This is a genomic window from Geodermatophilus sp. SYSU D00703, from assembly GCF_054050155.1.
This window is the reverse complement of the sequence record NZ_JBJGYU010000005.1, coordinates 111,676-135,865: the sequence shown is the minus strand read 5'-3', so window position 1 is coordinate 135,865 and position 24,190 is coordinate 111,676. Positions and strand designations below refer to the sequence as shown.

Annotated in this window: 27 protein-coding genes; 10 read left to right on the top strand and 17 right to left on the bottom strand. The window is 74.8% G+C overall.

The features are described from left to right. The first annotated feature begins 21 nt into the window (after window positions 1–21). Window positions 22–936 (top strand): HAD family hydrolase, encoded by a 915-nt coding sequence (locus ACI782_RS08475; protein ID WP_456908051.1) that lies wholly within the window; start codon window positions 22–24, stop codon window positions 934–936. Window positions 937–1,071: 135 nt separating this feature from the next. Here the strand turns inward: ACI782_RS08475 and ACI782_RS08470 are convergent, their stop codons facing one another. The 6 genes from ACI782_RS08470 to ACI782_RS08445 all read right to left on the bottom strand — a co-directional run bounded on the left by ACI782_RS08470 (window position 1,072) and on the right by ACI782_RS08445 (window position 5,659). Further along, the gene (locus ACI782_RS08470) at window positions 1,072–1,980 is read right to left on the bottom strand and encodes a lysophospholipid acyltransferase family protein (protein ID WP_456908049.1); all 909 of its coding nucleotides are present in this window, start codon (window positions 1,978–1,980) and stop codon (window positions 1,072–1,074) included. Continuing rightward, entirely contained in the window at window positions 1,973–3,079 is a 1,107-nt protein-coding gene (locus ACI782_RS08465) for an NAD-dependent epimerase/dehydratase family protein (RefSeq protein ID WP_456908047.1), read from the bottom strand. The genes ACI782_RS08470 and ACI782_RS08465 overlap by 8 nt, the downstream gene beginning before the upstream one ends. 10 nt (window positions 3,080–3,089) lie before the next feature. Continuing rightward, entirely contained in the window at window positions 3,090–3,188 is a 99-nt protein-coding gene (locus tag ACI782_RS08460; RefSeq protein WP_012854759.1) for a 30S ribosomal protein bS22, read from the bottom strand. A gap of 304 nt (window positions 3,189–3,492) precedes the next feature. Then, window positions 3,493–3,840, bottom strand: a complete 348-nt coding sequence (locus ACI782_RS08455) for a helix-turn-helix domain-containing protein (protein WP_456908045.1) — start codon at window positions 3,838–3,840, stop codon at window positions 3,493–3,495. A 251-nt stretch (window positions 3,841–4,091) separates the two neighbouring features. Continuing rightward, complete coding sequence (gene proC, locus ACI782_RS08450) at window positions 4,092–4,925, bottom strand: pyrroline-5-carboxylate reductase (RefSeq protein WP_456908043.1); 834 nt, start codon at window positions 4,923–4,925, stop codon at window positions 4,092–4,094. After that, the gene (locus ACI782_RS08445; RefSeq protein ID WP_456908041.1) at window positions 4,922–5,659 is read right to left on the bottom strand and encodes a hypothetical protein; all 738 of its coding nucleotides are present in this window, start codon (window positions 5,657–5,659) and stop codon (window positions 4,922–4,924) included. The genes proC and ACI782_RS08445 overlap by 4 nt, the downstream gene beginning before the upstream one ends. A gap of 60 nt (window positions 5,660–5,719) precedes the next feature. On the opposite strand from ACI782_RS08445, the gene ACI782_RS08440 reads away from it, so the two are divergent. After that, complete coding sequence (locus ACI782_RS08440) at window positions 5,720–6,289, top strand: type 1 glutamine amidotransferase domain-containing protein (protein WP_456908039.1); 570 nt, start codon at window positions 5,720–5,722, stop codon at window positions 6,287–6,289. Between the two features lie 3 nt (window positions 6,290–6,292). On the opposite strand, the gene ACI782_RS08435 is transcribed toward ACI782_RS08440, so the two are convergent. Together ACI782_RS08435 and ACI782_RS08430 are read right to left on the bottom strand one after the other, a co-directional pair. Beyond that, on the bottom strand, window positions 6,293–7,093 hold the full coding sequence (locus ACI782_RS08435) for a hypothetical protein (protein WP_456908037.1): 801 nt from the start codon (window positions 7,091–7,093) through the stop codon (window positions 6,293–6,295). Next, window positions 7,090–8,037, bottom strand: coding sequence for a Ppx/GppA phosphatase family protein (locus tag ACI782_RS08430; protein WP_456908035.1), 948 nt, complete (start codon window positions 8,035–8,037; stop codon window positions 7,090–7,092). Before ACI782_RS08430 ends, ACI782_RS08435 begins: the two co-directional genes overlap by 4 nt. 134 nt (window positions 8,038–8,171) lie before the next feature. On the opposite strand from ACI782_RS08430, the gene ACI782_RS08425 reads away from it, so the two are divergent. From ACI782_RS08425 to ACI782_RS08415, 3 genes are all read left to right on the top strand, one after another. Beyond that, window positions 8,172–9,008, top strand: a complete 837-nt coding sequence (locus ACI782_RS08425; protein WP_456908033.1) for a hypothetical protein — start codon at window positions 8,172–8,174, stop codon at window positions 9,006–9,008. A 61-nt stretch (window positions 9,009–9,069) separates the two neighbouring features. Then, the gene (locus ACI782_RS08420) at window positions 9,070–11,250 is read left to right on the top strand and encodes a bifunctional MFS transporter/dTMP kinase (RefSeq protein WP_456908031.1); all 2,181 of its coding nucleotides are present in this window, start codon (window positions 9,070–9,072) and stop codon (window positions 11,248–11,250) included. A 5-nt stretch (window positions 11,251–11,255) separates the two neighbouring features. Continuing rightward, window positions 11,256–12,101 (top strand): class I SAM-dependent methyltransferase, encoded by an 846-nt coding sequence (locus tag ACI782_RS08415; RefSeq protein WP_456908029.1) that lies wholly within the window; start codon window positions 11,256–11,258, stop codon window positions 12,099–12,101. On the opposite strand, the gene ACI782_RS08410 is transcribed toward ACI782_RS08415, so the two are convergent. Further along, entirely contained in the window at window positions 12,102–13,103 is a 1,002-nt protein-coding gene (locus ACI782_RS08410; RefSeq protein WP_456908027.1) for a helix-turn-helix domain-containing protein, read from the bottom strand. Between the two features lie 81 nt (window positions 13,104–13,184). Between ACI782_RS08410 and ACI782_RS08405 the strand changes: the two genes are divergently transcribed. Together ACI782_RS08405 and ACI782_RS08400 are read left to right on the top strand one after the other, a co-directional pair. Beyond that, window positions 13,185–13,412, top strand: a complete 228-nt coding sequence (locus tag ACI782_RS08405; protein ID WP_456908025.1) for a hypothetical protein — start codon at window positions 13,185–13,187, stop codon at window positions 13,410–13,412. 43 nt (window positions 13,413–13,455) lie between these two features. Continuing rightward, window positions 13,456–13,665, top strand: a complete 210-nt coding sequence (locus ACI782_RS08400; RefSeq protein ID WP_456908023.1) for a DUF3072 domain-containing protein — start codon at window positions 13,456–13,458, stop codon at window positions 13,663–13,665. A 106-nt stretch (window positions 13,666–13,771) separates the two neighbouring features. Here ACI782_RS08400 and ACI782_RS08395 read toward each other — a convergent pair whose 3' ends face one another. Both ACI782_RS08395 and ACI782_RS08390 read right to left on the bottom strand, forming a co-directional pair. Then, complete coding sequence (locus tag ACI782_RS08395; protein ID WP_456908021.1) at window positions 13,772–14,452, bottom strand: winged helix-turn-helix domain-containing protein; 681 nt, start codon at window positions 14,450–14,452, stop codon at window positions 13,772–13,774. Further along, window positions 14,449–15,705: a sensor histidine kinase gene (locus ACI782_RS08390; protein WP_456908019.1), complete on the bottom strand. Its 1,257-nt coding sequence runs from the start codon at window positions 15,703–15,705 to the stop codon at window positions 14,449–14,451. The genes ACI782_RS08395 and ACI782_RS08390 overlap by 4 nt, the downstream gene beginning before the upstream one ends. A 230-nt stretch (window positions 15,706–15,935) precedes the next feature. On the opposite strand from ACI782_RS08390, the gene phoU reads away from it, so the two are divergent. Then, window positions 15,936–16,595 carry a phosphate signaling complex protein PhoU gene (gene phoU, locus ACI782_RS08385; protein WP_456908017.1) on the top strand — a complete coding sequence of 220 codons (660 nt, stop codon included), beginning with the start codon at window positions 15,936–15,938 and terminating at the stop codon, window positions 16,593–16,595. Window positions 16,596–16,757: 162 nt separating this feature from the next. Here phoU and ACI782_RS08380 read toward each other — a convergent pair whose 3' ends face one another. Together ACI782_RS08380 and ACI782_RS08375 are read right to left on the bottom strand one after the other, a co-directional pair. Then, window positions 16,758–17,519, bottom strand: a complete 762-nt coding sequence (locus tag ACI782_RS08380) for a phosphoglyceromutase (RefSeq protein WP_456908015.1) — start codon at window positions 17,517–17,519, stop codon at window positions 16,758–16,760. 35 nt (window positions 17,520–17,554) lie between these two features. Further along, window positions 17,555–17,854, bottom strand: coding sequence for a hypothetical protein (locus ACI782_RS08375; RefSeq protein WP_456908013.1), 300 nt, complete (start codon window positions 17,852–17,854; stop codon window positions 17,555–17,557). A gap of 147 nt (window positions 17,855–18,001) precedes the next feature. Here ACI782_RS08375 and ACI782_RS08370 point away from each other — a divergent pair, with 147 nt between their 5' ends. Further along, on the top strand, window positions 18,002–18,760 hold the full coding sequence (locus ACI782_RS08370) for a class I SAM-dependent methyltransferase (protein WP_456908011.1): 759 nt from the start codon (window positions 18,002–18,004) through the stop codon (window positions 18,758–18,760). Here the strand turns inward: ACI782_RS08370 and ACI782_RS08365 are convergent. From ACI782_RS08365 to mshA, 3 genes are read right to left on the bottom strand one after another with little or no spacing between them, the layout of a single operon-like run. Next, window positions 18,733–20,328, bottom strand: a complete 1,596-nt coding sequence (locus tag ACI782_RS08365; protein ID WP_456908009.1) for an MFS transporter — start codon at window positions 20,326–20,328, stop codon at window positions 18,733–18,735. The genes ACI782_RS08370 and ACI782_RS08365 overlap by 28 nt on opposite strands. Next, window positions 20,325–20,867: a YbjN domain-containing protein gene (locus ACI782_RS08360; RefSeq protein WP_456908007.1), complete on the bottom strand. Its 543-nt coding sequence runs from the start codon at window positions 20,865–20,867 to the stop codon at window positions 20,325–20,327. The genes ACI782_RS08365 and ACI782_RS08360 overlap by 4 nt, the downstream gene beginning before the upstream one ends. Then, window positions 20,864–22,213 carry a D-inositol-3-phosphate glycosyltransferase gene (gene mshA / locus ACI782_RS08355; RefSeq protein ID WP_456908005.1) on the bottom strand — a complete coding sequence of 450 codons (1,350 nt, stop codon included), beginning with the start codon at window positions 22,211–22,213 and terminating at the stop codon, window positions 20,864–20,866. Before mshA ends, ACI782_RS08360 begins: the two co-directional genes overlap by 4 nt. 80 nt (window positions 22,214–22,293) lie before the next feature. On the opposite strand from mshA, the gene ACI782_RS08350 reads away from it, so the two are divergent. Further along, window positions 22,294–23,076, top strand: coding sequence for an SDR family oxidoreductase (locus ACI782_RS08350; protein ID WP_456908003.1), 783 nt, complete (start codon window positions 22,294–22,296; stop codon window positions 23,074–23,076). Between the two features lie 76 nt (window positions 23,077–23,152). Here the strand turns inward: ACI782_RS08350 and ACI782_RS08345 are convergent, their stop codons facing one another. Further along, the gene (locus tag ACI782_RS08345; RefSeq protein ID WP_456908001.1) at window positions 23,153–24,160 is read right to left on the bottom strand and encodes a UDP-N-acetylmuramate dehydrogenase; all 1,008 of its coding nucleotides are present in this window, start codon (window positions 24,158–24,160) and stop codon (window positions 23,153–23,155) included. Between the last annotated feature and the right edge of the window lie 30 nt (window positions 24,161–24,190).

Here is a 24,190-nt window from a genome sequence, read left to right as displayed (position 1 = left end):
GGGCCGGACAGGGGAGGTCGAGTGCCGGGACTGCCCTTCCGCAGCCGCCGTGCACGGGAGGCGGCGGAACTGCCGGACGAGGAGACGCGGGCGCACGTCGCCGGTGCCGCGTCGGCCGCCGCCGCGGACGTCGAACCCGCACCGGCCGTCGTCCCGGACCTCGAGGCCGCGGCGTTCTTCGACGTCGACAACACGATGATGATGGGCGCCTCGCTGTTCTGGTTCGCCCGCGGCCTGGCCGCCCGCAAGTACTTCACCAGCCGCGACCTGACCCGGTTCGTGTGGCAGCAGGCGAAGTTCCGGATCGCCGGCAACGAGAGCGCCGACGACATGCACACGATCCGCGAGAACGCGCTGGCCTTCGTCGCCGGGCGGCCGGTCGCCGAGATCGTGCAGGCCGGCGAGGAGATCTACGACGAGCTCATGGCCGACCGGATCTGGGCCGGCACGCGGGTGCTCGCGCAGAAGCACCTCGACGCCGGCCAGCGGGTCTGGCTGGTCACCGCGACGCCGGTGGAGCTGGCGAGCATCATCGCCCACCGGCTGGGGCTCACCGGCGCGCTGGGCACGGTCGCGGAGGTCGTCGACGGCCACTACACGGGCCGGTTGGTCGGGGAGCTCATGCACGGCGAGGCCAAGGCCGAGGCGGTCCGCGCGCTGGCCGAGCGGGAGGGGCTGGACCTCCCCCGGTGCACGGCCTACAGCGACAGCTCCAACGACCTGCCGATGCTGACCCTCACCGGCACTGCGGTGGCGGTGAACCCCGACACCGAGCTGCGCGCGGTGGCCCGCTCCCGCGGGTGGGAGATCCGCGACTTCCGCACCGGTCGCAAGGCGGTGAAGATCGGCGTCCCCACCGTGGCCGCCGCCGCGGCCTCCGGCGGCCTCGTCGGTGGCGCGCTCGCCCTCCGCCGTCGCAACAAGTTCCCCTGGTGAGCGGGGCCGCAGCGCAACTGCGCGGTGCACCGGTCGCGGCGGCCGGAGGCTCCCCGACCGGGACACGAGCAGCGGCTCAGCGGCACCGAGGGACGGCACCGGGTCGCGGTGCCGGCCGGCAGGCCGACGGACGACTCAGCCGAAGACGGACTTGCGCTGCAGCAGGAGCTGGTAGAGCGACTGCTGGATGGTCTCGCGCACCTGGTCGGTCAGGTTGAACACCAGCATCGGGTCCTCGGCCGCGCCCGGGCCGTAGGACGCCGTCTCGATCGGCTCCCCGAAGGCGATGTGCCACTTCGACGGCAGCGGCAGGAGCCCGAGCGGGCCGAGCGCCGGGAACGTCGGCGTGATCGGGAAGTACGGGAGCCCGAACAGCCGCGCGAGGGTCTTCGCGTTGCCGATCATCGGGTAGATCTCCTCTGCCCCGACGATCGCGCACGGGACGATCGGCACACCGGTGCGCAGTGCCGCCGTGACGAAACCGCCCCGACCGAACCGCTGCAGGGTGTACCGCTCGCGGAACGGCTTGCCGATGCCCTTGAAGCCCTCGGGGAAGACACCGACCAGCTCGCCCTCGGTCAGCAGCCGCTCGGCGTCCTCGTTGCAGGCCAGGGTCGAGCCCATCTTCCGCGACAGCGACCCGACGACCGGCAGGTCGAAGACCAGGTCCGCGCCGAGCAGGCGCAGCCGCCGCCGGGCCGGGTGGTCGTCGTGCAGCGCCACCGTCGTCATCAGCGCGTCGACCGGGAGCGTGCCCGAGTGGTTCGCCACTACCAGCGCCCCGCCGGTGGACGGGACGTTCTCCGCGCCGTGGGTCTCCACCCGGAACCAGCGGTTGAACAGCGGCCGCAGCAGCGGGAGCAGCACGTGGTCGGTGAGGTCGGGGTCGAAGCCGAACTCGTCGGTGCCGTAGTCGCCGGTCATCCGGCGCCGCAGGAACTCCAGCCCGCCGGCGACCTGCTCCTCCCACGAGGGGGACGTCGTCCGGTGGACCCGCGGCTCGTCGTCCTCGGGTCGCAGCGGGATCACGCGGGCCTCAGGCATCGTGCACCGCCCGCAGGTCGGGGGCCGCGGGAGCCGGCCGCAGCCGCTGACCGACCGACCCGGCGGTCGCCCCCACCCGCTGCACCAGGGACCGGGCGGTGTCGGTCACGCCGCGCACGAGGTCCGGGGAGAGGACGGGGTGCACCGTCGCGGCGTAGTCGGCGAGCGCCTGCTCTGTCGTGTAGCGGGGGGTGTACCCGAACTCCTCGCGCAGGACGGTCGTGTCGACGACCCGGCCGAAGTTGAGGAAGCGCATCTGCTCCGGCGAGTAGTCGACGAAGCCGAAGCGCCGGCTGAGCCGGCCCACCGAGCCCAGGGCCGGCGAGGGCAGGGGCACCTGCAGCCGGCCGAGGCGGCGGATGACCTGCGACAGCAACAGAGTGCCCTCCCCGCCGACGTTGACCGTTCCGGCGAAGTCCCCGGTGGTGGCACGGGTCAGCACCGCGAGCGCGTCGTCCTCGTGCAGCAGTTGGACCCGGGCGTCGTAGCCCAGCGCCGTGGGGACCAGCGGCATGCGCAGGAAGTGCGTCAGCAGCGAGTCGATGCGCGGGCCGATGAAGTTGGTGAAGCGCAGCGCCGCCACGCCCACGTCGGGACGGCGGCGCGCGAAGGACCGGACGTAGCCCTCGATGTCGAGGCTGTCCTTGGCGAACCCGCCCGAGGGGACCCGCCGGGCCTGCATGGCCTCGGTGAAGACGGCGGGGTCGCGGGAGGAGGCGCCGTAGACGGCGCTGCTGGACTTGAGCACGAACCGGCGCACCGAGGGCGCCCGCTGGCAGGCCGCCAGGAGCTGCATCGTCCCGATGACGTTGAGCTCCTTCATCGGACCCCGGCCGCCGCTGCCGGCGGGCGTGGAGCTGATGTTCATGTGCACGACCGTGTCGACCGAGGCCGTGGCGATGACCTTGCCGATCAGCGGGTTGCGGATGTCGGCCCGCACGAACTCGGTGCGGCCGAGACGCCGGAGCACCTCCGGCGACGGGGGGACGGTGTCCACCCCGATGACCCGCTCGATGGAGCGGTCGCGAGCGAGCTCGGCCGCCAGCGCACCCCCCAACCACCGGCTCACACCGGTGACCAGGACGACAGCGGGCGGCACGAGCGTCAGCTCACTTCTTGTTGCGGCGCTGGACGCGCGTCTTCTTGAGCAGCTTGCGGTGCTTCTTCTTCGCCATCCGCTTGCGGCGCTTCTTGATGACCGAACCCATGGTCGTGCTCCCGACGTCGTCGCCGCGCAGCGTCCGTCGGTGACCGGGAGGTCGTGTCGGGCGCCGCGCGAGTGGTGATCAGCTCGCGTGCGACACCCGGACCGGCCCGGCGTCGCTCGGCGACCGAGCGTACCCGGCGCCCCCGCGGCGACGCTGCCGCGGGAGCGGGCCGGAGTGCGGTGTCACCCCGTGGGGCGGAGGAGGGGTGCCGATCGTCGTGCGATCGGTGGCCCCGTCCCGGGACGGCCTCCCTGCAGGGTCCCGCCCCGAGCCTGCGGGTGGCGGGGGGCAGGGAGGTCCTTCCTCAGGCGATGTCGGTGTAGGCCTCGCGCAGGTAGTCCTGGACGGCGCGCTCCGGGACGCGGAACGAACGGCCGACGCGGACGGCGGAGAGCTCGCCGGCGTGCACCAGGCGGTACACGGTCATCTTCGAGACCCGCATCATGCTGGCGACCTCGGCGACGGTCAGGAAGGTGACGGCCGAACGCGGGGCCGGCACGGTCGGGCGGCCGACCGGCATGGCGGCCGGGTGAGCCGGCGCGATCGGCCGGGCCATGGCGGCAGCGGGAACGGGACGGCCGACCGGCCGGGGGCCGGGGACGCCCGGGCGGGCGTAGGCGGCAGCGGTGGCGTTGCGCTGAGGCATGGTCATGACTTCATCTCCGGACCTAGCACGCGTCGGGCGTCGGCTTCCCCACCGACTACGGGACACGCACGTGCTGATACAGAGCGTAGGGGGACTGGCGTGACAGAAGCGATGGAAGAAACGAACATGCGGACCGGTCCGTCCTGGGCAGAACTACACCTATGTAGCCATGTCGATGTGTGTCTGGGCGCGTCGCAGACGACACGTCACCGTCCAGTCACGGAACGTCGACATGTCGTCGCCCGTTCGGGGTACGGTCAGCGGTCCTCGGCGCGCCGACCGAGCTCGACCGAGCGAGCGTGGGCGGCCTCGATGGCCGCGATGAGCGCCGCCCGGACGCCGTGCCGCTCGAGCTCCCGGATCGCGGCGATCGTCGTCCCGCCGGGGCTGGTGACCGCTTCCCGGAGCTGCACCGGGTGCTCGCCGGAGTCGCGCAGCATCACCGCCGAGCCGAGGGCGGTCTGGACGATCAGGTCCGCGGCCAGGTCCCGCTGCAGGCCCAGCAGGATGCCGGCGTCGATCATCGCCTCGACGAGGTAGAAGAAGTAGGCCGGACCGCTGCCGGACAGGGCGGTCACGGCGTCCTGCTGGTACTCCGGCACCCGCCGGACGCGGCCGACGGCGGCCAGCAGCGTCTCGGCCTCGTCCAGGTGTGCGTCGTCCGCGTGGGCACCGGCCGAGAGCACCGACATCCCCTCGTCCACCAGCGCCGGGGTGTTCGGCATGACCCGGACGACCGGGACGCCGTCGGACAGGGCCGCCTCGATGGTGGCCGTCGGCACCCCGGCGGCGACCGAGACGACCAGGTGCCCCGGGTCGACGAGGTCGGTGAGCCGGCCCAGCAGGGTCCCGATGTCCTGCGGCTTGACCGCCAGCAGCAGCACGCGGGCGCGGGCGGCCGCCTCCTCGAGCCCGACCGCGGGGACCCCGTACCGCTCCGCGAGCTCCGCGGCCCGCTCCGGGTGCCGCTCGCAGACGAGGATCCCGTCGGTGCCGCCGCGGCGGACCAGCCCCGACAGCAGCGCCTCGCCGATCTTCCCGCCGCCGATGATCGCCAGGCCCGAACGGCCGGCCCCCTCGCGCCCGCTCACGGACGGCCCACCAGGCGACGCACGGCCGCGACCGTGGCCCCATCGCCCGACGACAGGGCCACCCGCACCCCGTACCCGCCGGCTGCCAGCCGGCGCTGCTGCTCGGTGCGGACTCTCCACGGCATGACGTACTCCCAGCTGTCGGGTGCTCGTTCGTTCCAGGCGGCGCGCTCGCCGGCGATGGCGACCAGCCGCGGGTCGGTCGTGGCGACAGCCGGCCGCCCGGGCCCGGCCATCAGCACGTTCAGGCAGCGCACGAAGGCGAGGTCGGCGGCCGCGCCGCGCTGGTCGAGCAGCCGCACCCGGCCGGCGGCGTGCTCCCGGCAGCGCTCCTCGGCGCCGGGGCTGCCCGCCGGGACCACCACGGTGGCCGAGGGCAGCTCCGCGGCGAGGACGTCGACGGCGGCCGGGTCCCCGTCCAGCGCCACGCCGAGCCCGACCGCGACGGCGGCCCGCGCGACCCCACCCGCGTCGGCCCCGAGGCGGTCGACCGGAACGGTCAGCTCGCAGGCCGCGGCCGGCGCGGCCTCGGCCAGCCGGACGGCCAGGGTGCACAGCTCCGCGGCCGGGTCGGCGCCGGGCGCGGGCAGGTGCTCGAGGGCGACGGGGGATCCGGCGGCGGTCAGCTCCGCCGCCGTCCGCACCACGACGTCGACCGTCGGGGCGGCTCCCACCAGCGCGCCGAGGCGGCGACCGAGCAGGGTGAACACCGGAGGAGGCGGCTGCGCGGGCACGAGCCGAACCGTAGTGCGCGCGGCGTGTGCCGCCCGCGGGGCCGGGGTAGCGGCGGCCGCATGGCAGGAGAACTCGACGGGATGAAGGTGGCCGTCCTCGCGACCGACGGCGTGGAGCAGGTGGAGCTCGACCGGCCCTGGCAGGCGCTCGAGGAGGCCGGCGCCGAGCCGGAACTGGTCTCGCTGGAGGAGGGACGGATCACCGCCTACGACCACATCGACAAGGCCGACACCAAGGACGTCGACGTCACGGTCAGCGCGGCCGACCCCGACGACTACGCGGCCCTGGTGCTGCCCGGCGGGGTCATCAACGGCGACTTCGTGCGCGCCGACGCCGACGCGGTGGCCTTCGTGAAGGCGTTCTTCGAGGCGAACAAGCCGGTGGCCGCCATCTGCCACGCCCCCTGGGTGCTCGCCGAGGCCGACGTCGTCCGCGGCCGGCGGATGACCTCGTGGCCGTCCCTGCAGACCGACCTGCGCAACGCCGGGGCCAAGTGGGTCGACGAGGAGGTCGTCGTCGACGGCAACCTGGTCACCAGCCGCAAGCCCGACGACCTCGACACCTTCACCGCCGCCATGGTCGAGCAGTTCGCCGCCGGCCCCGACGAGGACGCCGACGAGGACGACTGAACCTCAGCCGGCGGTCAGCAGGCCGGCGGCCGGCGCGATGGTGAGAAGCGTCCCGGCGAAGACGAGGATGGCGAGCAGCCGCACGCCCACCTGCTCCTTGTCCTGGCGCTGGCGCCATGCGCCCACGCCGGCGACGAGCGCGGCCACGGCCAGCGGCGCCAGCACCACGGCCAGGTAGGGCAGCAGCTCCCACAGCACGGTGAACAGGAAGTAGATGCCGACACCGGCGGCGAGCGCGACGACGAGCTCGCCGCCGAACCGCAGCCAGGCCAGGGCGCCCTCCTTCGGCCCGAGCGCCTCGTCGTCGAGCAGCGGGGCGTCGTCGTCGGCCCGGACGACGGGGATCGGGCCGGTCGAGGGCCCCGTCGACGGCCCCGTGCTGCGGGCCGACGTGGCGCCGGACCGCGCCGCCGGGGACGTCGTCGTCCCCGGCACCCCGGGCTTGCGGGAGGGCCGCAGCCCGGGGATCGCGGCGGTGGAGGGGCCCCCGTCCCGCGGGCTCCGGCGGTCGGGCTGGGGGGACGGCGGCGCCGGGTCGCCGGTGCGGTCGCCCGCCCGGCGGCCGGAGGGCCGGCGCTCCCCCACCCGGCCGGTGTCCCCGGTGCGGGCGTCGGCCGCGCGCCGCCGGACGCCGGTGTCCGCTCCGGGGTCGCCTCCGCTGCCGCGCTGCCGGACGGCGGTGTCGGGCTCCTCGTCCCCCCGGCGCCGCCGGCCCCGCGGCGAGTCGAGGCCGGCCTCCCGCAGGATGTCGGCCAGCGGCCGGCCGGCGGTCTCCGGGTCCCGGCGGTCCCTCGGGGTGGTCATCGCTCGTCCCCCAACTGGTCCAGGCGCCGCAGGATGACCCCCTCCCGCAGTGCCCACGGGCAGATCCTGACGGACGGTACGTCCAGCGCCCGCAGCGCCGCGTGCGCCACGACGGCGCCGGCGGGCACCTGGTGGGCACGGTCGGGGGAGACGCCCTGCAGTTCGGCCAGCGCCGAGGACTCGATCCGCGACACGAAGCCGATCAGCTGCTCGAGCCCCTCGCGGGTCAGCTGCCGCGGCGCCCGCAGCCCGGCCGAGTACGGCGCGGCGCCGGTGAGCCGGGCGAGGGTGCGGAAGGTCTTGCTCGTGGCCGCGACCAGGTCGGGCGGACCGCCCGCCATCAGCTTCTTCGCCGCGGGCCGGAGGAGGTCGGCGGCGTGCCCGTCCAGCTTCGCCAGTGCCGCGAGGTCGGGACGGCCCCCGGTCGTGGCCTCGGGCAGGTGGTGGCGGGTCATCCGCCCCGCGCCCAACGGCAGCGAGAGGGCGACGTCCGGGTCCTCGTCCAGTCCACTGGCCAGCTCCAGCGAGCCGCCGCCGATGTCGAGGACCAGCAGCCGGCCGGCACTCCACCCGAACCACCGCCGGACGGCGAGGAAGGTCAGCCGGGCCTCCTCCTCGCCGCTGGTCACCTGGAGGTCGACGCCGGTCTTGTCGCGCACCCGCTCGAGGACCTCCACCCCGTTGACGGCCTCGCGGATGGCGGAGGTCACCAGGGCGAGCAGCTGCTCACAGCCCTGCTCCTCGGCCTGGTCGCACGCCTTGCGCACGGCCTTGACCAGCGCCTTCTCACCCTCCTTGGAGAGGACGTCGTCCGGGCCGACGTGCTCGGCGAGCCGCAGCACCTCCCGGTCGTCGTGCATCGGTGTGGGGTGCCCGCCGCGGTGGGCGTCGACCACGAGCAGGTGGACGGTGTTCGATCCGACGTCCAGAACCCCGAGCCGCATGGCGTCAGTCTGCCGGTCGCCCGCGGAACCGGCCGGTCACGGGGGGTGTGGGTCAGGTGACGGCGACCACGCGTGCCCCGTCGCGGGTCCCGCCTCGAGCGTGCGGAGCGACGCGGCCGCCTACCCTCGGCCGGGTGCAGGACGTCCCGCCCGAGGTGCCCCTGGACTTCGCCCGCGAGTGGGTCGAGTTCCCCGACCCGGCCGATCCGCGGCACGTCGTGCGTGCCGACCTGACGTGGCTGTCCTCCGCGTGGACCTGCGTGTTCGGCCGGGGTTGCGCCGGGGTGGTCGAGGGCCGGCCGGACGACGGCTGCTGCAGCCACGGCGCGTTCTTCACCGACGAGGACGACCTGGCCCGGGTCACCGCCGCGGTCGCCGACCTCTCCGACGAGGACTGGCAGCTGGCCCCGGTCGGTCGCGGCGCGTGGACCGAGGCCGACGCGGCCGACGACGACGAGCAGGGCGTGCGGGCCCTGCGCACCCGGCTGGTCCACGGCGCGTGCGTGTTCCTCAACCGTCCCGGCTTCCCCGGCGGCGCCGGCTGCGCGCTGCACCGCATGGCGCTGCGCGAGGACCTGCACCCGCTGCTGACCAAGCCCGACGTCTGCTGGCAGCTGCCGGTCCGGCGGGAGCAGGAGGAGGTCGAGCGGCCCGACGGCACGAAGGTGCTGGTCACGAGCATCGGCGAGTTCGACCGCCGCGGCTGGGGGCCGGGCGGGCACGACCTGCACTGGTGGTGCACCGGCTCGCCGGCGGCCCACGTGTCCGCCGAGCCCCTGGTGCTGACCTACGCCACCGAGCTGACCGCCCTGCTCGGCGCGCCTGCCTACGAGGAGCTGCGCCGGCTCACCGAGGCCCGGCTCGATCAGGGCCTGGTCGCCCCGCACCCGGCCAGCCCGCGCCCCGTGCCGGTCGTCCTGCACCGCCGCCGCCCGCAGACATCTCCCCCGTCAGGGGTGCAGCGACTCTGAGCCGCCACCCTGCGCCACTACCCTCGCGCTCGAACGGACGGACGAGCGGACGGCGGGGACTGTGACTGAGGAGCGCGCGGCGGCGGGCCCTCCCTCGGCCGGGGAGCGGTCCCGCGGTGACGATGCGCGCCCCGACAATGCCTTCGTCGCCCTGGTCCGCATCCCGGTGTTCCGCCGGCTGTGGGCGGCGATCGCCGTCTCGAGTCTGGGCGACTGGCTGGGTCTGCTGGCCACGACGGCGATGGCCCAGCAGCTGACCCGCGAGGAGTCCCTGGCCGTGCAGGGCGCGGCCATCTCCGGCGTGATCCTCACCCGCCTGCTGCCCGACCTGGTCCTGGGCCCGCTGGCCGGCGCGCTGGCCGACCGGCTGGACCGCCGCACCACCGTGGTGGTCGGCGAGCTGCTGGCGATGTCGCTGTACCTGTCCATCGCCTTCACCTACGAGCTGACCTGGCTCTACGTCGCCCAGTTCCTCGTCGAGGCGGTCGGGCTGTTCACCAACCCGGCCAAGCAGGCGATGTGGGTGGCGATCGTGCCCCGGGAACGGCTGGCGGTCGCCAACCAGATCTCGCTGTTCTCCGTCTACGGCGCGGTCCCGGTGGCCTCGCTGCTGTTCGCGCTGCTGTCGACGATCACCCGCGTGTTCCCCGGCGGCGGCGAGGGCGGTGAGGCCAGGACGGCGATCGTCGTCGCCCTCGTGGTCAACGCGGCCAGCTTCGGGCTCAGCGCGCTCACCGTGCTGCTCTCCCGTCGGCTCATCCCGGGGACACCGGCGGACCGGGACGGCGAGCAGCGCAACGTCTTCTCCCTCGTGGTGGAGGGCGTGTCGTTCCTCCGCGGCCGGCCGCTGATGCGCGCCCTCTACGTGGGCGTCATCGGCGCGTTCGGGGCCGGCGGGCTCACCATCGGCGTCGCCCAGCTTTACGTCGCCACGCTGGAGGCCGGCACCGCCGGGTACGGCGTGGTCTTCGGCGTGGTCTTCACCGGCCTGGCGATCGGCATGCTGGTGGGGCCGCGCGTCCTGCCGACCGTCCCGCGCCGCAGCGTCTTCGCCAACGCCATCGGCCTGGCGGGCCTGGCGCTGCTGGCCATGTCCGTCCTGCGGGACTTCGTGCTCGCCACCGGGGCGGCCTTCCTCGTCGGCCTGTTCGCCGGCGTGAGCTGGATCATCGGCTACACGCTGATCGGCTTCGAGGTGGAGGACCGGCTGCGCGGCCGGGTCTTCGCGTTCGTCGTCTCCTCGGTGCGGATCGTCCTGCTGCTGGCCGTGGCCGTGGGTCCGGGCCTCGCCGGGCTGCTCGGCGGCCACGACCTCCAGTTCGGGGACCTGCGGCTGACCGTCACCGGCCCCGGCCTGACCCTGCTCGTCGGCGGGCTGATCGCGCTGGTGGTGAGCGCCTACGCCCGCCGGCAGGTGGCGGCCGGGCGCTCGCGCACCCGCTTCCGCGACGTGCTCCGCCTGCTCTGGGGCAGCTCGGACATCCTGTCGGCGTCCTCGTCGGGCGTCGGGCTGTTCGTCGTCGTGGAGGGCGCCGACCGCGAGCTCACCCGCCGCTACACCGAGGACGTCGCCCGCGTGCTGCGCGACTGCGGCTGCCCCGTCGTCGTCACCTCCGAGCCCAGCGACACCCAGCTGGGCCGGCGGGTGCGCGGCGTGCTCTTCCCCCCTCCGCCGGGGTCGGGCACCGGCTTCCCGGCCTCCGAGCCGATGACGGACGACGACGGGCAGCCGGTCGGGGCGCACACCGCCGCACTGCTGGCGGCCGCGGACCGCGCCCAGCACGTCGCGACGGTCATCCGCCCGGCGCTCGAGCGCAACCAGGTGGTGGTGAACACCCACTACGTGGACACCTCGATCGCCTTCCACGGCGCCGGCCAGGGCCTCGACGCCGACCGCATCTTCCGGACGTCGCTGTGGGCGACCCGCGGCCTGCTGCCCGACCTCACCGTGGTCGTGGACTCCCCGGTCACGGCCGGGCCGGCGGACGCCGACCCCGAGGCGGTGCGGCGCGCCTTCCTGGCCCAGGCCGACGCCGCGCCGGACCGCTACGTCGTCGTCCCCGGTGAGCTGCTGGGCGCCGAGGACGGGGACGGCCTGGTGTCGCCCGTCGTCCGGCGCCGCATCGAGAGCCTGCTGGCACTGCGCTACCCGGCCGCCGCCGAGGGCACCGAGCAGACCGACCCGCCGGTCGCGGTCCGGTCTCCCGCTACCGGGGACACCGCCGAGGGCTCCGTAGGCTGACCTCCGTGACGGAGCGAGGACGCTGGACGGCCGAGGACACCGAGGAGGTCGTCTGCTGCCTGTGCGGCGTCCCCGGGACGCTGGTGCACGACGTCGCCCCGTTCGGGGTGGTGCGCTGTCCGCAGTGCGCGCTGGTGTTCATCAGCCCGCGGTTGCGGCCGGAGGCGCTCCAGCGGCTCTACGACGACGCCGGGTACTTCGAGGGCGGCGTGTACGGCAACGCGGTCTCCACCGACGTCGACGCCCCGGCGTCCAGAGGCCTCTCCCCCGCGATGCTGCTCCAGCGCACGTGGACGGCGGGCCGCCTGCGGCTGGTCGACCGCGCCCGGGACGGCGCACCGGCGGGCGGCCGGTTGCTGGAGGTCGGCGCCGGCTACGGCCTGTTCCTGGCCGCGGCGCGCGAGGCCGGCTGGACGACGTCCGGCGTGGAGCTCTCCCGCACCGGGGCCAAGCACGCGCAGGACACCCTCGGCCTGGACGTGTTCTGCGGCCAGCTCGAGGACGCCCCGCTGACCCCCGGCTTCGACGTCGTCTGCGCCTGGGACACCGTCGAGCACGTGCCCGACCCGCTGTCCTTCTGGCGCACGGTGCGTGCCCAGGTGGCCGACGACGGCGTCGTGGTCTTCTCGACCCCCTACTACTCGTCGCTGCCGGCCCGGCTGCTGGGCACCCTCTGGTGGACGCTCAAGCCCACCGAGCACATCTGGCACTTCACCCCGCGGACCCACGCGCTGCTGCTCGCCCGGGCCGGGCTGGCCCTGACCCGGGTGATCCGCAGCCCGCTGGCCCCGGCCAACGCCGGCCGGCTGGACTCCCTGGTCGGGATCGCCCGCCCGATCCCCGGCGCCTGATCAGGCGGCGGTCTCCTCGGCGGCCACCGCCGGGACCGCCTTGCGGAACGTCTGCCGGTAGGCGCGCGGCGACACCCCGCGGCGGCGGGTGAACTGCTCGCGCAGCCCGGCCGCGGTGCCGAAGCCGACCAGCCGGGCGATCTCCTCGACGGGCGCGTCGCTGTTCTCCAGGAGCTCCTCGGCGGCGGCCAGCCGCTGGCCGAGCAGCCAGGCGTGCGGCGTCGTCCCCGTGGTGGCCTTGAACCGGCGGGCGAAGCTGCGCGGACTCATCAGCGCCCGCCGCGCCAGCAGGTCGACGCTGATCTCCTCGGCCAGGTGCGCCGACGCCCACTCCAGGACGGCGCCGAGCAGGTCGTCCTCGCAGGCGGGGACGGGCGCGTCGATGAACTGGGCCTGGCCGCCGTCGCGGTGCGGCGGCACGACCATCTCCCGGGCCAGCGCGTTCGCCGCCGCCGCACCCCACTCCCGGCGGACGACGTGCAGCAGCGTGTCCACGCCCGCGGCGGTACCGGCCCCGGTGATGATCCGGCCGTTGTCGACGTAGAGCACCATCGGGTCGACCTGCACCCGCGGGTACCGGGCGGCCAGCTCGCCGGCGTACTTCCAGTGTGTGGTGGCCCGCTGGCCGTCCAGCAGGCCGGCCGCGGCGAGCACGAAGGCCCCGGTGCACTGGCTGACGATCAGGGCGCCGTTGTTGTGGGCGGCGCGGAAGGCGTCGAGCAGCTGCGGCGACGGGACGCGGTCGTACAGCTCCCAGGCGGTGATCGTCACGATGTCGGACGCCGCCAGCCGGTCCAGGCCGTGCTCCACGGTGATGGGGATGCCCGTGTCGGTGCGGACGACGCCGGGCTGCTCGGTGACCAGCCCGAAGTCGAACCGGGGCAACCCCATGGCGCGGCGGTCGTAGCCGAAGACCTCGGCCGCGACACCGAGGCCGAAACTGCCCACGAGCCCGTCGGCCACGACGGTGCTGACGACGAGCGGACGGCCCTCAGCGGTCATGCCGCCATCATGGCAGAGAACTTGCGATTGCGGTCAGTCCTGCCACTCGTGCGGGAGTGTGGCCGGGAGCACGCTCATCCCATGTTCCTGATCACCTGCCCCGTCACCCGGACCGACGAGCTCGTCGCCGACCGGCGCATCCGCTCCGTGGTCAACCACCCGACCCACATCGCGATGCACGTCGAGTGCCCGGCCTGCGGCGCGGTGCACGTGTACCGCACCGGGCGCCGCTGGGAGGAGACCCGGCGGCAGCGGACCGAGGAGCGCGCGGTCCCGGCCCGGCCGGCGCGCGAGCTGGCGCGGGCCTGAACTCGCCGTGCGGACGGGCGCGCATCGGCCTACGCTCGAACACATGAGCGAATCCACCGCGCACACCGAACGCACCACGGAGAAGGACCCGTCGGACTGGGTGACCGGGGACGAGCCGGCCACCGGCGCGCAGAAGAGCTACCTGAACACCCTCGCCCGCGAGGCGGGCGAGGAGGTCCCCGAGTACCTCACCAAGGCCGACGCCTCGCGCAGGATCGACGAGCTGCAGGAGGAGACCGGCCGGGGCCAGTAGGGGGCCCGTCCTCCTGACCGGAGGAGGACCCCGTTCTCGAGCTCAGGGTGACCCGGGGACGGGGCCGCGGCGAGCCCCTGGACGGGGCCGCCCCGGGACCGCGCCGTCAGGCCTCGAACTTGTAGCCCAGGCCGCGCACCGTGACCAGGTGCTTGGGGTTGGCCGGGTCCGGCTCGATCTTGGCCCGCAGCCGCTTGACGTGGACGTCGAGGGTCTTGGTGTCGCCCACGTAGTCCGACCCCCACACGCGGTCGATGAGCTGGCCGCGGGTCAGCACCCGGCCGGAGTTGCGCAGCAGCAGCTCCAGGAGGTCGAACTCCTTGAGCGGGAGCGCCACCGGCTCGCCGTCGACCGCGACCACGTGCCGCTCGACGTCCATGCGGACCGGTCCGGCCTCCAGCGTCGACTCGACCGGGGCCTCGACGTCGCCACGGCGGCGCAGCACCGCCCGGATCCGGGCCACCAGCTCGCGGGCGGAGTAGGGCTTGGTGACGTAGTCGTCGGCGCCCAGTTCGAGCCCGACGACCTTGTCGACCTCGGAGTCCTTGGCCGTCAGCATGATGATCGGCACGTTGCCGCGGGCGCGCAGCGCGCGGCACACCTCGGTGCCCGGCAGGCCGGGCAGCATCAGGTCGAGCAGGACGACGTCGGCGCCGCCCCGGTCGTACTCCGCCAGCGCCTCGGGGCCGGTCGCGGCCACGACCGCGTCGTAGCCCTCCCGCCGCAGCACGTAGGACAGCGCATCGGAGAAGGACTCCTCGTCCTCCACCACCAGCACTCGGGTCATGACCGTCCCTTCGGGGCGTCCTCAGCGACCGTGTCGCCGGGGATGGGGTGCTCGGCGACGACGTCGCCGGCGGGGTCGGGGGCGGCGACGTCGTCGCCGGTGGTGTGCTCGCCCGCGGTGCGGGCGGCGAGCGGGATCCGCAGGGTGAACGTGGAGCCGAGGCCCTCCTCGCTCCACACGCTCACCGAGCCGCCGTGGTTGCTGGCGACGTGCTTGACGATCGCCAGGCCCAGGCCGGTGCCGCCGGTGCTGCTCGCCCGCGACTGGTCGACCCGGTAGAAGCGCTCGAAGATCCGCGCGCGGTCCTGCCGGGGGATGCCGATGCCGCTGTCGGTCACCGTGATCTCGGCGAAGCCGGACCGCGCCCTGGCCCCGACGGCGATCCGCGTGCCGTCGGGGCTGTACGCGACGGCGTTGGCCAGCAGGTTGGTCACCGCGGTCGCCAGCTGCGCCTCCACCCCGCGCACGACCAGCCCGCGCTGGCCTCCGCTGGCGATGACGATGCGCTTGGCGGCGGCGGCCAGCTTGGTGCGGTCGACGGCCTCGGCGACGACCGTGTCGACGTCGACGGGCACCAGGTCCGGCAGCGGCTCGCCGCCCTGCAGCCGGGACAGGTCGATCAGCTCACGGACCAGCCGCGCCAGCCGGTCGGCCTCGTGCGTCATCCGGCTGGCGAAGCGCCGGACGGTCTCCGGGTCGTCCGAGGCGTCCTCCACGGCCTCGGCCAGCAGGGACAGCGCCCCCACCGGCGTCTTCAGCTCGTGCCCGACGTTGGCGACGAAGTCGCGGCGGACGGCCTCCACCCGGCGGGCCTCGGTGACGTCCTGCAGCACGAGCGCCACCGGGCCACCGGGCGTGGAACCCGGCTCGAGCCGCACGCCGTGGACCCCGACCAGCCGCGGCCCGCCACCCACCAGGGGCCCGGGGAGCGAGACGTCGGCCCGCCGCCGTCCGCCGTCGCGGACCTCGCGGGCCATCTCGAGCAGCTCGGGCACCAGCAGCCGGGTGTCCCGGACGATGCCCAGGGCGCGCGCCGCCGGGTTGGCCAGCACGACGACGTCGTCGGCGTCCAGCAGCAGCACCGCCGGGTCCATGAGGTCGAGCAGGCGGCGGGCGAACACCGCCTCCGCGATCGGCGGCGCCGGGGGCGGGGGCGAGCGGTCGAAGTCGGGACGGGCGTAGCGCAGCAGGACCGTGGCGACCAGGGCACCACCGATGACCAGGCCGACCACGAGGGCGACCGTGGGGCTCACGGCCTCGATGCTAGGCGGCCCGGCACGCCGGTCGTCCCTCGTCCGAGTGGCGGCTCGTCCCCGTACCGGGACTGTTCACGTTCCCGTGCCCAGTCGTTCACCCGGGAGGTCGGAGAGGGTGTGGATGCGGTCCTACGCTCGACGGAGACAGCGCCAGGGAGTCGAACACACCGGTACCCGGCGCGCGAGCCACGGTCCGGTCCGGCCGGCCGACGAGGAGGACGACGACGGTGCGCCAGCACTACCACGAGGAACTCGAGGACATCAACAGCTGCCTGGTCGACATGGCCAACTCGGTCGGCTCGGCGATGAGCAAGGCGACCACCGCCCTCCTGGACGCCGACATCGAGCTGGCCAACCTGGTCATCGAGGGTGACGACCGCATCGACGCCACCCGCGAGAGCATCGAGCAGCGCTGCTTCACCCTGCTCGCCCGTCAGGCGCCGGTCGCCACCGACCTGCGGACCATCACCGCGGCGATGCGGATGATCGCCGACCTCGAGCGCATGGGCGACCTCGCCGTCCACGTCGCCAAGCTGGCGCGGATGCGCTTCCCGGAGCCTGCCGTCCCGCAGGAGCTGCGCCCGATCTTCCTGGAGGCGGGCCACGTCGCCGAGAGCCTGGTCAGCCAGACCGCCACGGTGATCGCCAAGCTCGACGTCGAGGCCGCCGCCCACCTCGAGGCCGACGACGACCTCATGGACCAGCTGCACCGCCAGCTGTTCCGCGAGCTGCTCTCCAAGGACTGGCCGCACGGCATGGAGGCGGCCATCGACATCACCCTGCTGGGCCGCTACTACGAGCGGTTCGCCGACCACGCGGTCAGCGTCGCGCGCCGGGTGGTCTTCCTCGTCACCGGCGAGCGGGAGATGCACGCCACGGCGACGTGAGCTGTCGTCCTCCGGACGACGACCTCACGGGCGAGGCCGACTGATCGCCCTCCGGGCGATCGACCGCGGCCAGGTGCCGTGCCCCTGCTGTGTGGAGCCCTCCCCGACCCTCCTCGGGGAGGGCTCCAGCGCTTCCTCGCCGACCCCTCCCGGGCCGGCTCGTCAGCGCTTGCCCTGGTTCTTGACCGCCTCGATGGCGGCGGCGGCCGCCTCCGGGTCGAGGTACTCGCCGCCGGGCTTGACCGGCCGCAGGTCGTCGTCGAGGTCGTAGCGCAGAGGCACGCCGGTCGGGATGTTGAGGCCCACGACCTCGTCCTCGCCCATCCCGTCGAGGTGCTTCACCAGCGCTCGCAGGCTGTTGCCGTGGGCGGCGACGAGCACGGTCAGGCCCGCCCGCAGGTCCGGGACGATCGCGTCGTACCAGTACGGCAGCATCCGGACGACGACGTCGGCCAGGCACTCGGTCTGCGGCCGCACCTCCGGCGGCAGCATCGCGTAGCGCGGGTCGTCGTCCTGGGCGTACTCGCTGCCGGCCTCGATCGGCGGCGGCGGCGTGCTGTACGAGCGGCGCCAGATCGTGAACTGCTCCTCGCCGTACTCCGCGAGCGTCTGCGCCTTGTCCTTGCCCTGCAGCGCGCCGTAGTGCCGCTCGTTGAGCCGCCACGAGCGCTTCACCGGGATCCACTGCCGGTCGGCCGTGGCCAGCGCCAGCTCGGCGGTGGAGATGGCGCGCTTGAGCACCGAGGTGTGCGCGACCTCCGGCAGCAGGCCGTGCTCGGCGAGCAGCTCACCCCCGCGCGCGGCCTCGGCCCGACCCTTCTCCGACAGCGGCACGTCCACCCAGCCGGTGAACAGGTTGGCCTTGTTCCACTCGCTCTCGCCGTGGCGGAGCAGCACCAGCGTCCCGGGAGCAGTCGTCGTCACACCGGTCATCCTGCCCGACGCGGGGCGGTCCGGGCTCACGTGGTGAGCAGCGGCCACACCACCCACAGTTCGAACGCGGCCGGCGGCGCCAGCCCGGTGAGCAGCCACGGGCTGCGGACCGGCCGCTCGGCACCCCAGCGCAGCGCGGCCACCAGCGCGACGCTGCAGGTCACCGCCACGGCCAGCCACAGCACCACCGCGGGGACGTCGACGACGACAAGCTGGGCCAGCGCGAGCTCGACCGCGCACAGCAGCATCGGGTAGGCCAGCGCCGAGGCCGCCACCAGCCCCACGAGCGCCCGCACGAAGCGCTGCTGCCCGGGCTGGTCCTGCACCGCCGCCACGCTAGAAGGACCCCCTGCCCCCCACCACCCGCACGCTCGCGGCGGGACCCTGCAGGGGGCCAAGAGCCCAAGGGCGACCCTCCTGCCCCCCCACCACCCGCAGGCTCCCGGCGGGACCCTGCAGGGGACCATCGGCCGGTGACCGCAGTGCAGCGCTGGGCTGACGAACTCGCCGCGTGGACCATCGACCCCGCGATCCTGGCCGCCGCTCCGGAGTCGCCGTACGGGTTCCCGCCCGGCCTATTCGGCAGCACCCGCCGCCCGGGCCGCACCGTCGAGGTCGCGCGCGAGGCGGCACCCGCCAGCCTGCTCGACGTCGGCTGCGGCGGCGGCCGGGCCAGCATCCCCGTGGGCGCCGCCGAGCTGCTGGCGGTGGACTCCTCCCCCGAGATGCTCGAGAGGTACCGCGACTCGGCGGGCACGACGCCGGTGCGGACCTGGCTCGGCCGGTGGCCCGACGTCGCCGGGGAGGTGCCGCCCGCCGACGTCGTCGTCGCCGCGGACGTCGTCTACAACGTGCCCGAGCTCGCCGGGTTCGTCGCCGCGCTGACCGACCACGCCCGCCGCCGGGTGGTCGTCGAGCTCGGCGACCTGCACCCGTGGACCTCGATGCGGGCGCTGTGGCGTCACTTCCACGGGCAGGACCGCCCCACCGGGCCGAGCGCGGCGCTGTTCGGCGAGGTGCTCGCCGAGCTCGGCGTCGCCGCGGAGTCGGCCACCGAGTCGCGCCCCGACCCCTGGCAGGACGCCCCGGACGAGGTCGTCCTGGCCTTCACCCGGCGCCGGCTGTGCCTGCCCGTCGAGCGGGAGCCGGAGGTGGCCGAGGCGATGCAGCGGCTCCGCGACGACCGGCCGCGGACGTCGACGACCTACTGGTGGGCCGGGACCGCCTCCTGAGCGGCGGGCCGCCGGCGTCCGGGCAGCCAGACGAGGACGACGAGCGCGGCGACCAGGGTGGCCGTCGCCGTCCCGATCGCGGTGACGTGCATGGCCGAGACGAAGGCCTCCTGCGCGGGGTCGAGCAGGCCGGCGGCCGCGGCCGCGGCGTCGTCGTCCCCGCCGGCGCGGACCCCGGCCACCGCCTCCAGGGTCGCGACCAGCGAGGTGCTCGCCTCGGTGCGGGCACCGGGCGGGAGCACCTCGACGGCGTCCCCGAGCGTGCTCGCGTAGGACGAGGCCAGCAGCGAGCCGAGGATGGCCACGCCCAGGGCGCCGCCGACCTGGCGGACGGAGTTGTTCACCGCGGCCCCCGCGCCGGCCTTGTGCCGGGGGACGACGGACATGATCGACTCGGTCGTCGGCGCCATCACCGCGCCCATGCCGAGCCCCTGCACCGACAGGATCACCAGCAGCAGCCACAGCGGTGAGGTGCGGTCGAGCAACTGGAACCCGAGCACGGCCACCGTGATGAGGGTGAACCCGGTGGCGACGACGGTCTTGGCGCCGAACCGCTCGGCCAGGCGGGAGCTGCCCGGTGCCATGACGGCCATCCCGAGCGCCATGGGGATGAGCGCGGCGCCGCTGCCCAGCGGGCCGTAGCCGAGGACGCCCTGCAGGTAGTACACGAGGTAGAAGGTCGCGCCCATGAGGGCGAAGAAGTTCAGGCCCAGCGCGGCCGCGGCGGCGGAGAACGCCGGGTTGCGGAAGAGGGTGACGTCGAGCGCCGGGTGGGTCGAGCGCCGCTGCAGCCAGACGAACAGCGCCAGCAGGGCCAGCCCGCCGAGCAGGGGCACGAGCACCCCCGGGGAGGTCCAGCCCTCGCCCGAGCCGCCGTGGATGATGCCGTAGACCAGGCCGGCCAGCGCCACGATGGACAGCAGCACGCCGGGCACGTCCAGCCGGCCCGGCGACGGGTCGCGCGACTCTGGGACGACGAGCAGCGTCGCGACGATCCCGAGGACGGCGACCGGCACGGCGATGAGGAAGATGGCACCCCACCAGAAGTGCTCGAGGACCGCGCCGCTGGCCAGCGGGCCGCCGGCGACGGCCAGCCCCGCGGCCCCGGCCCAGATGCCGATGGCGCGCCCCCGCTCACCGGGCGGGAAGACGTTGGTGATGACCGCCAGCGTGGCCGGCTGGACCGCCGCGCCGCCGATGCCCATCACCGCCCGCCAGACGATCAGCTGGGTCGGGCTGTCGCTGAAGGCGCCGAACACCGACGCGACGGCGTAGATGGACAGGCCGAGCAGCAGCACGGTGCGGCGGCCGATGCGGTCGCCCACGACGCCCCAGGAGAACAGCAGGCCGGCGAAGACCAGGATGTAGGCGTCGATCGCCCACTGCAGCTGCCCCTGGCTGGCGCCGAGCTCCCGCTGGAGGGTGGGGATGGCGACGTTGAGCGTCGTGTTGCCCATGATCACCACGAGCAGGCAGACGGTCATCGTGGCCAGCACCCACCAGCGGCGGGCGTAGCCGGGACGGTCCTCGGCGGGGGACCCGGGCGCCGTCCGCTCGGTCTCCGTCACTCCTCGCCGTCCGTGCCGGACGGCGTCCCGGACCGCCGCTGGGGGTCGGCGAAGTCGGCGAACGCCTCCAGGTTGCGCAGGGACTCCCCCCGCTTCACCCGCCACTCCCACTCCCGGCGGATCGAGCTGCCGAACCCGATCTCGAGCATCGTGTTGAACGGCTCGTCGGCGTAGCTGAGCACGGCGCCGAGGAGGCGGTCCAGCTCCTCGGGGGTCAGCGCCGCGTGCGGCAGCCGGCCGGTCAGGTAGACGTCACCGACGCGGTCGATGGAGTAGGCCACGCCGTACATGCGGGCGTTGCGCTGCAGCAGGAAGGTCCACAGCTGCTCGCGGTTCTCGTCGGGCTGGCGGCAGACGAACGCCTCGATGCGCAGCGCGTGCTCGCCGACCACGAGGCCGCAGACGGTCTTGAGCTTCTTCGTGCCGGGCAGGTCGACCAGCCAGCGGCCCGGCGCAGGGTGCTCGAAGACCAGCTCGTCGTCGCGCAGGGTCTGCTCGATCACCGCGTCGAGCTCCGCGATGCTGCGCTCGCCGCTCACTGGGCCACCCCGGGGAGCGGCAGCACCGCCCCCAGCGCGCGAGCCGGGCGCAGCACCGGACCGGCCACCCGCCTGCGCGCGGCCGCGGCCATCTCCTCCGCCGCGGCGGTGTAGGCGGCGACCAGCGAGTCGACGGTGCGCTCCCAGGAGAAGGAGCCGGCGTGCCGCCGGGCGCCGGCCGACAGCAGCTCCCGGCGGGCGAGGACGGCGCGGATCGCGGCGGCGTAGTCGGCCGGGTCCCGGCCCTCGACGAGCACGCCGGAGACGCCGTCCCGGACGGCGGTGCGCAGCCCGCCCACGGCGGCGGCCACCACCGGCGTCCCGCAGGCCTGGGCCTCCAGCGCCACCAGGCCGAAGGACTCGTTGTGGCTCGGCACGACGGCGACGTCGGCGGCGCGGTAGTGCTGCGCGAGCCGCTCGGCGTGCTGGGGCGGGAGGAAGCGGACCAGGTCGGAGATGCCCAGCCCGGCGGCCAACTGCTCGAGCTGCCGGGGCGCCTCCAGGCCCGAGCCGCTGGGCGCACCGATGACGTGCACCTGGAGGCGGTCGCGCAGCGCGGGGTCGTCGGCGAGCATCCGCGCGGCGGCCTCCAGCAGCAGGTCGGGGGCCTTGAGCGGCTGGATGCGGCCCACGAAGAGCAGCACCACGGCGTCCTCGGGGACGCCCAGCTCGCGGCGGGCCGCCGTCCGGTCGCCGGGGGTGAACCGGTCGAGGTCCACGCCCGGCGGGACGACGAGGGTGCGGCGCGGGTCGGCGGCGTAGTGGTCGACCAGGTCGCGGGCCTCGTCGGCGGTGTTGGCGATCAGCCGGTCGGCCTCGGCGACCACCTGCTCCTCGCCGATCACCCGGGCCCGCGGCTCGGGCCGGTCACCGGCGGCCAGCGCGGCGTTCTTCACCTTGGCGAGGGTGTGCGCGGTGTGGATCAGCGGCACGCTCCACCGGTCGCGGGCGAGCCACCCCACCTGGCCCGACAGCCAGTAGTGGGAGTGGACGACGTCGAAGTGGCCCGGCTCGTGCTGCGCCTCCTCGCGGAGGACGGCGGCGGTGAAGGCGCACAGCTGCCCGGGCAGCTCCTCCTTGCCCAGCCCCTCGAACGGGCCGGCGCTGACGTGCCGCACGGTGACGCCCGGGCTCATCTCGACCACCGGCGGCAGGTCGCTGGAGGTGGCGCGCGTGAACACGTCGACCTCGATGCCGCGCGCGGCCAGCCGGCGGGAGACCTCGACGACGTAGACGTTCATGCCGCCCGCGTCACCGGCACCGGGCTGGTCGAGCGGGCTGGTGTGCACCGAGAGCGTCGCCACCCGCCGGGGCGCGGCCGAGCGGAGGCGACGGCGAGCGGCCACGTCCGACCTCCCGCCTCGGCTGAGGGCGCCGGACGGCACCCGCTCGACTCTCCATCCTGCAACAACGCCAGGATGGGCACATGCCCGACCCCTCGACCCAGTCTGCATCCGGTTCCCCGCGCCTGCCCGGTGCCGGCCGGACCGCCGTCGTGACCGGCGCCTCCAGCGGCATCGGGGCGGCGACCGCCGCGCGCCTGGCCGCCGAGGGGTTCGACGTCGTCCTGGGGGCACGGCGGCTGGACCGGCTGACCGAGCTGGCCGCCGGCATCGGCGGGCGGGCGCTGCCGCTGGACCTCACCGATCCGGCCTCGGTCGAGGAGTTCGCCGCCGCGCTGGACCGCGTCGACGTGCTGGTCAACAACGCCGGCGGGGCGTTCGACGCCGCCCCGGTCGCCGAGGCCGACCTCGACTCGTGGGAACGCACCTACGAGGTCAACGTGCTCGGCACCGTGCGGCTGACCAAGGCGCTGCTGCCCAAGCTCATCGCCTCCGGCGCTGGCGACCTGCTGTTCATGGGCTCCACCGCGGGGCTGATCTCTTACGAGGGCGGGGCGTCCTACACGGCGGCCAAGCACGCGGTGCACACCCTGGCCGAGACGCTGCGGCTGGAGCTGTACGACCAGCCGGTGCGGGTGGTCGAGATCGCGCCGGGGATGGTGAAGACCGAGGAGTTCACCGTCAACCGCGTGGGCGACCCGGAGAAGGCGGAGTCGGTCTACCGCGGGGTGCGCGAGCCGCTGGTGGCCGAGGACATCGCCGACTGCGTCGCGTGGACGCTCACCCGCCCGCACCACGTCAACGTCGACCTGCTCGTCGTCCGCCCGCGCGCCCAGGCCGCCCAGCACAAGGTGCACCGCGAGTAGAAGGAGCCCGCCCTCCTCACCGCTCGCAGGCCCGCGGCGAGCACCTGGACGCGGCCGGGTCCGGAGGACCGCAGTGTCACGGGCGGACGGCGGTGGGCTCCCGTTCCAGGGTGACGCCGAAGCGCTCCCGCACGGTGGCGGTGACCCTGTCGGAGAAGGCGAGCAGCTCGGCCGCGGTCGCGCCGTCGGCCGTGGTCAGGGCCAGGCTGTGGCGGGACGACGTCCCGACCCGGCCCTCGCGGAAGCCGCGGCCGAAGCCGGCGTGCTGCACCAGCCAGGCGGCGCTGAGCTTGACCCGGCCGTCGCCGGCGGGCCAGCTCGGGCAGCCCTCCACGGCCTGCCCGGCCGGGACGATCGGGTTGGTGAAGAACGAGCCGGCGCTGCGGCCGTCGGGGTCGGCGGGGTCCCAGACCATGCCCTTGCCCCGGCGCAGCTCCAGGACGGCGGCGCGGACGTCGGCCAGCGGCGCCCGCTCCCCCAGCTCCACGTCCAGCCGCCGGGCCAGCTCGGCGTACCCGACCGGCCGGGACAGCTGCCCCGGCTCCAGCAGGAAGGCGACCTCGAGGACGACGAACCGCCCCGGCTCGCGCTTGAGCCGGCTGTCGCGGTAGGCGAAGCCGCAGTCGTCGGGCGTCAGCGTGCGCTCGGCCTTCTCCGCGCGGTCCCAGACCCGGACGGCGGTGATGACCTGCGCGACCTCCTGGCCGTAGGCGCCGACGTTCTGCACCGGCGTCGCGCCCGTCGACCCGGGGATGCCCGACATCGCCTCCATGCCGGCCAGCCCCTGCGCGACGGTGGCGGCGACCAGGTCGTCCCACGGCTCGCCGGCCTGCACGACCAGCTGCCCGCCGTCGCGCTGCACGCCGCGGCTGCGGACGAGGACGACGTCCCCGGGCCAGCCGGCGTCGGGGGCGATGACGTTGGAGCCGCCGCCGAGCAGCAGCATCGGGCGACCGGCCTCGTCGGCCTCGCGCACGGCGGCGACCAGCTCGTCGGCGTCGGCGACCTCGACCAGCCGCTCCGCGGGACCACCCACCGCCAGCGTCGTCAGCTCCGCCAGGGGGGCGTTCCGTCGGACGTGCACGGCTCCACGCTAACCGCGACTACCCTTGGG